This is a genomic window from Mucilaginibacter sp. BGA-UO-ETr-C110 (assembly GCF_059567985.1).
The window spans coordinates 308,978-320,815 of the sequence record NZ_JCAQPB010000001.1 but is presented as its reverse complement, the minus strand read 5'-3'; the positions used below and the strand labels follow the sequence as shown (position 1 = coordinate 320,815).

The 11,838-nt window shown below is 43.4% G+C and carries 9 protein-coding genes; 6 read left to right on the top strand and 3 right to left on the bottom strand.

What is annotated here, in order from left to right; all coding sequences use genetic code 11:
- Both AC57BQ_RS01410 and AC57BQ_RS01405 read right to left on the bottom strand, forming a co-directional pair.
- The coding region (locus tag AC57BQ_RS01410; protein WP_496404576.1) for a hypothetical protein at nt 1-709 on the bottom strand (709 nt) is incomplete at its 3' end.
- 973 nt (nt 710-1,682) lie between these two features.
- Nucleotides 1,683-2,564 carry a helix-turn-helix domain-containing protein gene (locus AC57BQ_RS01405; RefSeq protein ID WP_496404575.1) on the bottom strand — a complete coding sequence of 294 codons (882 nt, stop codon included), beginning with the start codon at nt 2,562-2,564 and terminating at the stop codon, nt 1,683-1,685.
- Between the two features lie 314 nt (nt 2,565-2,878).
- Between AC57BQ_RS01405 and AC57BQ_RS01400 the strand changes: the two genes are divergently transcribed.
- From AC57BQ_RS01400 to AC57BQ_RS01375, 6 genes are read left to right on the top strand one after another with little or no spacing between them, the layout of a single operon-like run.
- On the top strand, nt 2,879-4,525 hold the full coding sequence (locus AC57BQ_RS01400; RefSeq protein WP_496404574.1) for an alpha-L-fucosidase: 1,647 nt from the start codon (nt 2,879-2,881) through the stop codon (nt 4,523-4,525).
- A gap of 8 nt (nt 4,526-4,533) precedes the next feature.
- Nucleotides 4,534-6,486 carry a glycoside hydrolase family 97 protein gene (locus AC57BQ_RS01395; RefSeq protein WP_496404573.1) on the top strand — a complete coding sequence of 651 codons (1,953 nt, stop codon included), beginning with the start codon at nt 4,534-4,536 and terminating at the stop codon, nt 6,484-6,486.
- 39 nt (nt 6,487-6,525) lie between these two features.
- Nucleotides 6,526-7,794, top strand: a complete 1,269-nt coding sequence (fucP, locus tag AC57BQ_RS01390; protein WP_496404572.1) for an L-fucose:H+ symporter permease — start codon at nt 6,526-6,528, stop codon at nt 7,792-7,794.
- Nucleotides 7,795-7,809: 15 nt separating this feature from the next.
- Nucleotides 7,810-8,826, top strand: coding sequence for an aldo/keto reductase (locus AC57BQ_RS01385; protein ID WP_496404571.1), 1,017 nt, complete (start codon nt 7,810-7,812; stop codon nt 8,824-8,826).
- 15 nt (nt 8,827-8,841) lie between these two features.
- Nucleotides 8,842-9,177: an L-rhamnose mutarotase gene (locus AC57BQ_RS01380; protein WP_496404570.1), complete on the top strand. Its 336-nt coding sequence runs from the start codon at nt 8,842-8,844 to the stop codon at nt 9,175-9,177.
- 11 nt (nt 9,178-9,188) lie between these two features.
- On the top strand, nt 9,189-10,202 hold the full coding sequence (locus tag AC57BQ_RS01375) for a zinc-binding alcohol dehydrogenase family protein (RefSeq protein ID WP_496404569.1): 1,014 nt from the start codon (nt 9,189-9,191) through the stop codon (nt 10,200-10,202).
- A 387-nt stretch (nt 10,203-10,589) separates the two neighbouring features.
- On the opposite strand, the gene AC57BQ_RS01370 is transcribed toward AC57BQ_RS01375, so the two are convergent.
- Complete coding sequence (locus AC57BQ_RS01370; RefSeq protein ID WP_496404568.1) at nt 10,590-11,837, bottom strand: DUF4998 domain-containing protein; 1,248 nt, start codon at nt 11,835-11,837, stop codon at nt 10,590-10,592.
- Nucleotide 11,838 lies beyond the last annotated feature (1 nt).

The window sequence follows — 11,838 nt, the reverse complement described above, 5'->3', positions numbered from 1 at the left end:
AGAAATAGTCCACCTGTTTGCCGCTTTCGGATACATATTTGAACTTGGTATTATCAGCTTCGGCGCCGTAAAAATTGGATGCCGAGTAATTATCCCACATCAGGCCATAGCCTTTGGTTGATAGCAGTACCGGGATAGCGCCGGTAAGGTATTTGATCAGCAATTCCTGGTTGCGGCCTTTGTAATTGATAGATAAAGAATCCAACGGATGGCAACCCAGCCCAAATAAACCTTCGTTTTGAGGCGAAATAAACTGGGTACTGATAGTATTCGTACTGATGCCAGCGACAGTTGCCGGGGTAATGGTTTTATTCTCGCTGTCTTCGGCGGTAATGATGTTGCCTTTCAGGTCGGTATAGGTAATGGCGTTAGTGGCCTTGTTCACCTTGATCTTTAATTTAGCGGTGGTAATAGTTACTTCAATTTTATTTTCTGCAACCTGATAAAGGGTAGGGGTTTTCCAACGGTTGTTAACCACCAGGGATGGTTTGGTTTCAAAAGTATTGAATATGGTGTACTTGATCTCCACAATATCTGCCCGGCGCAACAGCACTTTCAACAGGCCTTTATCCAACTTAAATGTCAGTCCGTTGGCCTCTTTTTTGTACGATAGGACAGATGCCGTAACAGATTGGCTTATACAAAATAAAAATAAGAGCGTCATTAGCCTGAAGCGAAGATGCTTCAAACCTTGTTTTTTGTTCAACATGAATATAGGTTTATCGGTAATTTATTTATGTTTTGTTCCCGCTATAAAAATGATAGCTGATCAAAAGATCTTCGTTTCATAACAGTGCTCCCGTTTCCTATCGGGAAACAACAAACAATCATCTGTATTTTAAAACGCTTTCAGGTTTATTGGTCGGGTGGCCAAAAATATAGATCGGAAAAATAGATGAAGGGATACAAAAGTGAATAAATAGGGTGTCAAATGTTGAAATTGTCAAAAAAGCCACGTCGCCTTTTCTATAATCCAGCCGTTCGGCGTTTTTCAGCTGTTGCCGCTTTGTTTCTAAACAGGCTATTGGGTGTCGTTTTATTTTTTCCCCGATAAGCGATCGAATTCTTCTTTCTGACCTAATCATCGTCCATTCATTCAAAAGATCATTTTATACTTTATTCCAAATGAGGCGCCCCGTATTTTCTCCGAAGTATAATTAAAACGGTGAAAACACGGGGCGTAAACGGGGCGGGCTCCGCCTGCCCGCCGGGAGTTATTCTTATTTTAATTTCAGGCCACTTTGAGCGGCTGTACCCTGAAATCTTTGAGGTTTAGGAAAAAGCCGCGGTTAAATAAAATACTTTCCTGTAACATTTGTCATAACAGGGGATGCCCCGCAATTGGCGAGTGTAGAATTGATAAACAAATCCTGCTTGGTTACCATTCTTGTTTTTTCGCAAATGATTTGATTTCTTTCAGTGATACTTTATGGCATCCGATCCAGATAAAGGCCGTGTTGATTTCGGTTATGCCGTATCTCCCCAAAAATGTTTCCCCATAATTCGTACAGCCGCCGGCAAATCAAGGACAATACGGGAATGCATGATATTCTAAAGCTGGCCCTACGCAGTAAGGCGGTGATTGTTGTTTAATTTTTAAACTGTGAGCCCATATTTATGGTGGCTCTATAACCTTCTGACATTATTGGTATAAGTAAGAGATGAAACTACGCCGCATTAATCTAAAAATGAATCATGTCAATTTGTTTTTTGTATTGACCCGGAGACATACCTGTAATCTTTTTAAATATTTTAGAGAAGTAAAATATATTTTCAAAGCCGGTTTGAACCGCAATTCCCGCATAAGTCATCTGAGTGGTAACCATCAGGTATTGAGCACGCTCAATCCTTTTTTCATGAATATACTTTAAGGGCCTTTCACCAGTGTATTGTTGAAACAAACGTGAAAAATAATCGGTATGCTGATTCGCCCTTTCTGCCAGGTCAGTTACCGATAGGTCTTGATGCAGGTTTAGTTGAATGTAGCTGATAGCATTCAGGATTTTTACCGGAATGTGGCTTATTTCCCGGTGTTGAAATAGCTCTGGTGTCAAAAAGCGCGAGACCAGCTGCAGCAAAATGCCATGTGTTTCTATAAATGTCCCCATGTTCTGCCGATTATTGAGCTCCTGATATTCCTTGTAAAAGATGTTTTTTTCATAAATCCTGGGATTATCGGAACGGTTGATACCCCTGCCGGGGTTTATTTCCAATAAACGGGCAAAATTCAAAATGTCGCCTTTTGTTGCTTTTACTTTAAAAATCGACCGGTTATAGGCGAACAGGGAGATACCATCAGATGATTCCTCAAAAAACTGGATGAAATATTGACTGAGATGATTTTGACAAGTAAGATTGCATAAGGTGAAACTCGGTATGATATATAAAAAACCAGGCTCCAATTTAAGGATAGTTGAAATATCCGATATTTCCCCCTCACCTTCGTCAATGTAGTACAGCCTGAAATAGGGGCTGATCACGTTTTTATAATTCCATTTAGGGCCAAGATTTACATGGTCTACATTCAACAACGTAAATGTATGCTTCAGCGCTCTTTTGATCATAATACGCAGTGTATAAGATAGGTTAATTAAAATATTCGTTTGGAGGTGTATCTTTTATACCTCTCATTACTCCTGCAACCCCGTCCCGGTTTTATCGCCTTCGCCAGAACAATATTAAACAAAAAGTCGGTTTTGTATAAAAAAAAGTCCTATTAGGTCAGTTATTTAGCTATTATTTCCAGGAAATTTGGTTGATCAATTACAGATGGCAATTGTAATCATTGCGAAAACCAATTATGGATCGGCCCCCAGCCTACTAATCTGTATAAAGGGGCTTACCTAACCAATGTATAAAAAACATCAAAATCTAATTCATGAAAAGAAGAACACTCATTAAGGGTTTGGCTACAGGAATTTCCTCCTTATACCTATCGAAACTTTATAGTAGCAGTCTGTTACACCCCTATTCAAACGCTGGCATTGCTCCTGGCCCATTTCAGCCGACATGGGATTCATTGAGTCAGTATCAGGTACCGGAATGGTTCCGTGATGCCAAATTTGGTATGTGGGCACATTGGGGGCCACAATGCCAGCCCGAGCGCGGTGACTGGTATGCCCGCGGTATGTACCAGGAAGGCAGTGACCAGTATAAATACCATATTCAAAAGTATGGACATCCTTCAAAATTTGGGTTTAAGGATGTGATCAATGACTGGAAAGCCGAGAACTGGGATCCCAATGAATTGATTGGCTTATATAAACGTGCCGGAGCCAAATACTTTATGGCCCTGGCCAATCATCATGATAACTTCGATCTCTACGACAGTAAATATCAAAGCTGGAACTCTACCAAACTGGGACCCAAAAAAGACCTGATTGGCGGCTGGGCAAAAGCTGCCAAACAACACGGCCTACCTTTTGGCGTAACGGTACATGCATCTCACCCATGGACCTGGTACGAGGTTGCCCAGCGCGCAGACAAAAGCGGACCTCATGCAGGCATCCACTATGATGGCAAGCTGACCAAAGCGGATGGTGCCGGCAAATGGTGGAATTGCTATGATCCTCAGGAACTGTATGCACAAAACCATGCATTAAGCCAGGATAGCCTTGATGACGATAGTATGGGCCGTCACTGGGACTGGGGTAATGGCGCCAGCGTACCCAACAAAGCTTATTGTGATAAGTTTTTGAACCGTACCATAGAGCTGATCGATAAATATGGCCCCGAACTGATTTATTTTGACGATACCGCCTTACCCCTTTGGCCGGTGAGTGATGCCGGCTTAAAAATAGCAGCACATATGTACAATACCAGTATTAAAAAACATGGTAAGCTACAAGCCGCGCTGTTTGGTAAAGTATTAAATGAGCAACAGCGCAAATGCATGATATGGGATATAGAACGCGGGCAAAGCAATCAGATTGAACCATTACCCTGGCAAACAGATACCTGCATTGGCGGCTGGCATTATGATCGTCGCATATTTGACAATAAAGGCTACAAAAGTGCCAGAACGGTAGTGCATACCCTGGTTGATATAGTCAGTAAAAATGGCAACCTGCTGCTGAACATCCCGGTACGTGGTGATGGTACTATTGACAGCGAAGAACGCGCGGTAGTTGAAAACATTGGAGCCTGGATGCAGGTGAACGGCGAGGCGATTTATGGCACCCGCCCCTGGAAAGTATTTGGTGAAGGTCCGGCCATAGAATCAGCCGCTCCTATCAATGCGCAGGGTTTTAACGAAGGCAAGGGTAAGCCATTTGGCGCCGAAGACATCCGGTTTACCACAAAGGGCAAAACGCTATACGCCACTATGCTGGGCTGGCCGACAGGGAACGGCGCCCTGATTAAAAAATTAGCAACAAGTGATCAGATAGGTAAAGTAAACCAGGTAAGTCTGCTTGGCAATGATAAGCTGAGTTTTCAGCAAACAGCCGAGGGCCTGAAAGTGAAATTGCCGGAACAGGCTCCAGGTAAAGATGCATTCGTTTTAAAAATTGAAGGAGTCATTTAATCCATCTTATGAACCTGAAACTTTATTGTGTCCTGATTATTGTCGTTTCATTGGCAGTTCCTTCTTTCGCACAAACTTTTAAGCTGGCGTCGCCGGATAAAAGAACTGCTGTGGAGATCAGCAACCACACCGGTTTGCAATACACTGTTTCCAGTAACGGTTTAACCATCATCCATCCTTCATCACTGGGCTTCGAGTTTAAAGATGAACCGGTTATCGGTGCCGACATGAGCGTGACCGGTCATGTGGAGCATGCCATTAACCAGACCTGGATGCCGGTTGTTAAAACCAAACACCAGGTTATAGCTGACCGTTATAATGAACTGGTGCTGTCCCTGGTAGAGAAATCCGGGCAGATGCGCCGCATGAATGTCTATTTCAGGGTTTATAATGATGGCATCGCATTTCGTTATCAGTTATTCGGAGCGGATAAAATCGGGGACAGGCAAATCGTCAGGGAATTGACCAGTTTTAATTTACCGGCACTTGCAAAGGCATGGGTGGCGGATTATGGCAGCTACACCTCCTCGCAGGAGACTGAGTTCTGGTCACGAAGCCTGAACCACATCACGGAAAAAACGATTGCCGGCTTACCCTTACTGATAGAGGTAGATCAGCGTCATTACGCAGCTATTACGGAAGCAAACATTGATAATTATCCCGGGTTTTATATAGGGTCGCTAAAAACAGATACTAATGCCACTGGTCAAATCGACCTGATCACCAAGTTATCGCCTTTGCCTGGTGAAAATGAGAGCGGTGTTAAAGCCCGGTTCACCAACAATCTCCTGACACCCTGGCGGGTGGTCATGCTCGCCGATTCGCCGGGCAAATTAATTGAATCGGAATTGATACAGAACCTGAACCCTCCCTGTGCGCTTCAAGATGCCAGCTGGATTAAGCCCGGCATGAGCGCCTGGGATAACTGGTGGAGTGGCGACGTAAAGATGGATATGCCAACCATTAAAAAATATATAGACCTGGCATCTACACAACACTGGCCTTATATGCTCATTGACTGGCAATGGTACGGGCCATTTAACAAACCGGAAGCTGACATTACCAAACCCGCATCACAATTGGATATGCCGGAGATTTTAGCATACGCTAAAGCCAGAAAGGTTAAATGCTGGCTTTGGTTATACAGCACGGATGTTAACCGGAATGATAATTTTGAAAAGGCCTTTCCAATTTATGAGCAATGGGGCATTGCGGGGATTAAAATTGATTTTATGGACCGCGATGATCAGCAAATGGTCAACTGGTACCGTCGTATTATTAAAACAGCCGCAAAATATCATTTGATGGTTGATTTTCATGGCGCTTTTAAACCGGATGGGGTCATGCGTACCTATCCTAACATGATTACACGGGAAGGTGTTTTGGGCGAAGAATATTCCAAGTTTTCAACCCGGATAACAGCCGGACACAATACCACCCTGCCATTTACCCGAATGCTGGCCGGCCCCATGGATTATACTCCCGGAGGATTTTTAAATGTAAAAAAGGACGAATTCAGAAAAGGCAGCCCTACCCAGGTGATGAACAGCCGTTGTGCCGAACTGGCGAAATTTGTGATTTACGAAAGCCCCTTTACAGTTTACTGCGATGCACCGGAGCATATTTTAGGGAAGCCAGGGGCTGATTTTCTAAGTAATATGCCTACCGTTTGGGACGATACCAGGGTGCTGGGTGGGTACCCAGGCGAATATATCATTACGGCCAAAAGAAGCGGGAAGGACTGGTATATCGGCGCGATGACTAACGACGCTCGAAGGATATTGCCATTGAAAATGGATTTTTTACCGCCGGGCAAATATATCCTGTCGTCCTGGGCCGATGTGTTATCCTCTCCACAAAATTTAACCCGATCTAAACGGCCAGTTTCGGCAAGTTCAGTTATCAGTATCCATTTGGACACCGCCGGCGGATGGGTCGCAAAAATTACTGCCGCTAATTAAGTATAGCCTTTAATCAGTAAAAGAAATAAATTATCCGACATGACAAAGAATACAAGCCTTTTCCCCTTTATATTGATTACCAGTTTATTCTTTTTATGGGGTTTTGCACATAACCTTGACCCCATCTTGATACCGCACCTCAAGAAATCATTTACGCTTACTACTGTTGAGGCTACACTGGTAGATTCTGCTGTATTTATAGCCTATTTTCTGATGGCTTTACCGGCGGGCTTTATTATGAAAAAATATGGTTATAAAACAGGCATTATAACCGGCCTGCTTGTTTTTGCGTTTGGTTCTTATTTGTTTATACCAGCAGCCAATACGCAGCAGTATGCGTTTTTCCTGATAGCTCTATTTATCATTGCCTGCGGACTGACCATTTTAGAAACAGCCGCCAATCCGTATGCTTCCTCACTAGGGGATCCTGCAACCTCTACACAAAGGCTTAATTTTGCACAGTCATTTAATGGGCTGGCTACAACCCTGGCCCCCATAATAGGTGCACGCATTATATTGACCAAAGGTTATACCCCTGCGCAACTAAGCGTCATGACAGAGCAAGGCCGCAAACTGGCGCTTGCCGCCGAAGCATCATCCGTAAAAATGCCCTACTTTATCCTCGGCAGCGTGTTGGTAATAATAGCTGTCATTTTCGCATTTACACATCTGCCCCGGATCCAGCAGCATGAAGGGCATGCGGCCAGCAAAAATATTTTCCATGCCCTAAAGCACCGTCATTTGGCCTGGGGCGTTGCCGCGCAGTTTTTTTATGTGGGTGCACAGGTTTGTGTATTCAGTTTGTTTATCCTGTATGCGACAAAATCTGCAGGCCTGGAAGAAGTAAAAGCAGCCGATTATTTAGGCGTATGCGGCTTTGCATTTTTGATCGGCAGATTCATCGGCACTTTCCTGATGCGGTATTACAGTTCTACCAATTTGCTGGCCACCTACGCAGGTATCAATATCTTACTTTGTACCGTCGCTATTTGGGGACATGGCATGATAACCATTTACACCATCATTGGCATCTGCTTTTTTATGTCTATCATGTTCCCAACTATTTTCGCGCTAGGTATAAAAGAATTAAAGGCAGATACGGAATTCGGCAGCAGTCTGATCATTATGTCTATCGTTGGTGGTGCCGTTTTACCGAGGGCATTTGGCTACATCAGCGATGCGACGGGTAATATCCAATACGGATACGTAGTACCCTTGCTCTGTTTTGCTGTGGTGGCATTTTTTGGATTAAAAGGTTACCGTGTAAAAGTAAGGCCGGAAAGTTTACCGGTTTCCGCTATCCTTTAACAATAATTCATGCACATGAGAGAAGTCAGTTTACCCCCCATAATTTTTGGAACCAGTGGTTTAGGAAATTTATACGTAGCGCTTCCTGATGAGGCCAAGCGAGCTATCGTTGCTGAAAGCATCAGGTGCTCTCCTAAACCAGCTGTATTTGATTCAGCCGGCAAATATGGCGCCGGACTCGCCCTGGAATCGCTGGGAAGGTCTTTAACACAACTGAACGTCCCTCCTTCAGACGTGCTCATCAGTAATAAACTGGGTTGGCTGCGAACCGCATTAAAAACACCCGAACCTACTTTTGAGCCCGGCGTATGGCGCGATCTGAAATATGATGCCGTTCAGCGAATAAGTTATGACGGCATCCTGGAATGTTATGAACAGGGAAATGAGTTGCTGGGTGCTTACCGGGCAGAACTGGTATCTGTGCATGACCCCGACGAGTATCTTGCGGCAGCAAAGGACGAGCAGGACCTGGCGCAACGGTACCGGGATATATTGGATGCTTACTGCGCACTGAATGAGTTAAAGCGGCATGGTAAAGTAAAGGGTATCGGTGTGGGTTCAAAGGATTGGCGGACCATCAAAAAAATAACCGATGATGTAACGCTGGATTGGGTAATGATAGCCAATAGCCTGACGATTCACAGTCATCCACGGGAATTGGTAGCATTTATGCAGGCACTTGAAAAACAGGGAACCCTGATCATCAACTCCGCTGTCTTTAACGGCGGCTTTTTAACAGGATCAGCTTATTATAATTATCGATTGACTGATCCAATAAAAGACAAAGGCTTATATCATTGGCGGGAATTGTTTTATCAGCTATGTACCCAACATAAAATACAACCCGCAGATGCCTGTGTTGCGTTCGGACTAAACGCACCGGGGGTTAAAAGCATTGCCTTGAGTACCACCAATGCAAAAAGAGTGGCACAAAATATTGCGTTGACCTCTTTAAGAATCCCAGCTGAGTTCTGGAAAGACATGAAAAAATACGGCTTAATTGAAGCATCATATCCTGCCGCCCATTTATAAAAATTAAATAAAATTATGAAAAGATACTGTTTAGCCCTTGATTTAAAGGATGACCCGCAGCTGATAGCAGAATATGAACATTGGCATAAGGCAGAAAACAGCTGGCCTGAAATACGCAAAAGCATATTGGATGCCGAAATTCGGGATATGCAGATCTACCGTACAGGCAACCGCTTGTTTATGATCATGGAGACAAGCGATCGTTACGAGGCTGAAAAAAAAGAGCAAACGGACGCGCTTAATTCTATAGTACAGGAATGGGAGCAGTTTATGTGGAAATTTCAACAACCCCTGCCCTGGGCAAAAGAGGGGGAAAAATGGGTGCTTATGGAACAGATTTTTCAGCTTTAACCATCAATCATATGCAATCAATAGTTTGTGAAGAACCAGGCAAATTGGTTTTTAAAGAAAAAGAAAGACCTGAAATAAAAGCGGGTTATGCTCAGATCAGGATCAAGAGAATAGGTGTCTGCGGTACGGACCTGCATGCCTTTGAGGGCACACAACCCTATTTTACTTATCCCCGCATTCTGGGACATGAACTTTCAGGTGAGTTGGTTGAGCCTAACGGCGCGCCAGGTTTTGAAAAAGGAGAGATCGTTACATTTATCCCCTACTTTAACTGCGGAGTTTGTATTGCCTGCAGATCAGGAAAGCCTAATTGTTGTGCTAAAATTAATGTTTGTGGCGTTCATGTGGACGGCGGCATGGCGGAATACCTGAACGTACCAACCTATTCACTGGTACATGGTGAAGGTTTAAGCTATGATGAACTGGCGCTGGTGGAGCCCTTAGCAATCGGAGCGCATGGAATCAGGCGGGCGGATGTAAAGCCCGGTGAATATGTATTGGTCATAGGGGCCGGCCCCATAGGCCTTGGCATTATGGAGTTTGCCCGAATTGCGGGGGCTAAAGTAATTGCCATGGACCTTAACATCAAAAGGCTTGAATTTTGCAGGGACAGGCTGAAGGTAGATCATATTATTAATGTATCGACCGAAGATGTACTGGAGCGATTGGCCTCCATAACAAAAGGAGACATGCCTACTGTGGTGATAGATGCCACGGGCAGCTTGAAAGCCATTAATGGCGGATTTCAATATATGGCACATGGAGCCCGGTATATCCTGGTTGGTTTGCAGAAAGGAGATATTAATGTTAGTCATCCGGAGTTTCATAAACGCGAGGCCACGTTAATGAGCAGCCGTAACGCTACACGAGAAGATTTTGAGCATGTTATCGCCTCCATGAAAAAAGGCTTGGTGCAACCAGCTAATTATATTACACATCGTGTACAATTTGATCAGGTCACAGATGAGTTCGAAAGCTGGCTCGATCCGGCAAATGGCGTGATAAAAGCAATGATAGAAGTTTAGCGGGGCCTCGGCGGCGAACGCTTAGGGGTTTTGTTTTGATATTTGTTGGTTGCTGCAATGGGAATGAAGTAATTCCCTTATTCCAATTTTCTGAAATGAGATAAATTGCATATTTACGCCTTTACCTGAATAATGGACAATCGTTTATTTTCCTTTATTTGAAAGGATATACTTGTTTGGTGTAATTTTAAAGTAACGGGACTTCATTAAATTTAATTTGTATCAGGTATAAGCCAGCGGTGGAGTTTATACTTCGAATGGATAATGAGCAAATATTCGGTAAAGAATATAAGCGCCACTTACCAAATAAAGAAGAGTTTTATAAAAATCCGACATAGCTATTAAGTACCTATGCCGGATTTTTTGATATGATTAAATGCTTAACTATCAGTTCTTATATAATTTGATATTAAATACTTTAAAATAACTGCCCGGATTACCATTCCCTATAATATTTCCTAAAAAACCAATAGATATCACCTGTGGCGAAGTAAGTGTAAATGTGAAACTCCTTGTTTCCGTGGAGTTAGGACTCGTTGTACCTACACCCGCCCCGTTAAACATAGCAACAGATCCTAACGCTGTAGAAAGATTGGCAAGTACCGGAATACCGTTTCCACCCGCTGCCGCTACACAATAAACAGACGAATTTGACTGAACTTCTGAATATGAATCAAACGAAACAATATAAGTTCCAGCAGGTAAGGGCGAAGAGGTAGATTGATACACTATCCCGTTTACAACAGGGGTATTATTCCATGTTTCCCAGTTGATGCACCCGCCTGAATCAGAGGTATAGCCACCAATAGTGCCATTGTCCTTATTTTTAGCGGCAGCGTTGGTAATCCAAGGTGCGGCAAGTGTCCCCCATCTTCCATCAAAAGCATCTCTTTGAAAAGGACCTGTATTTGACAGATAAATGCTGGTCACATCGGCTTTTACAATATGGTCTTGGTAGTCTGTATAAAAAGTATCAACAGCTGTCTGGTTAGGTTTAAAAGCGGTACGATAACTGATAATGCTACCTGCCTTAAATTTAGGAAGGGATGAACTTAAACCTGTTGGCAGCGACGTAATTAATGTATCGTGCTGTTTGTTTGCCACATCAGTATATTTAATTTCCATCGCAACCAGCCCATCATCAGCATTAACATCGGCCCAGTTAATTAAAGCAGGACTGTTTGGTTGAAGTTCGGCTTTGACTATACTCCGATTAACGAGCGAACTTTGATATAAACTGCCATATACGTTACCTGCAATATTTACCGGGATGGAAATATGCCCCTGGTTATCGTAGGTTCTGATCTCGAATGATATGGTTCCTTCGGGTAAACCGTTTATAAACAGTCTCGCAGTATCAACCCCACTGGTTCTGGTTACGGGGGTTTCTATTGAATCCTGATGGCTATTCCAAAATACCCTGTATTTAACAATTTTAGGGTCGGACGTAAAAAGTCCTTGTATCAGCACTCGGTTTTTACCTGAAAGTGCCTGTGCAGAATCAAGTTTACCCGGATATAAAATAGGCCCGTTTGGCTCGTATTTTTTCTTATAATCATCCATCTTAGAGCAGGCGCTGATAATAAGTGCCAATAACACTAACAGATGGTATAATGTAGTTTTATTTTGTTTCATA

Coding starts and splice junctions, on each gene's coding strand:
- AC57BQ_RS01405 (WP_496404575.1), bottom strand. CDS start 2,564: ATGATCAAAAGAGCGCTGAAGCATACATTTACGTTGTTGAATGTAGAC.
- AC57BQ_RS01400 (WP_496404574.1), top strand. CDS start 2,879: ATGAAAAGAAGAACACTCATTAAGGGTTTGGCTACAGGAATTTCCTCC.
- AC57BQ_RS01395 (WP_496404573.1), top strand. CDS start 4,534: ATGAACCTGAAACTTTATTGTGTCCTGATTATTGTCGTTTCATTGGCA.
- fucP (WP_496404572.1), top strand. CDS start 6,526: ATGACAAAGAATACAAGCCTTTTCCCCTTTATATTGATTACCAGTTTA.
- AC57BQ_RS01385 (WP_496404571.1), top strand. CDS start 7,810: ATGAGAGAAGTCAGTTTACCCCCCATAATTTTTGGAACCAGTGGTTTA.
- AC57BQ_RS01380 (WP_496404570.1), top strand. CDS start 8,842: ATGAAAAGATACTGTTTAGCCCTTGATTTAAAGGATGACCCGCAGCTG.
- AC57BQ_RS01375 (WP_496404569.1), top strand. CDS start 9,189: ATGCAATCAATAGTTTGTGAAGAACCAGGCAAATTGGTTTTTAAAGAA.
- AC57BQ_RS01370 (WP_496404568.1), bottom strand. CDS start 11,837: ATGAAACAAAATAAAACTACATTATACCATCTGTTAGTGTTATTGGCA.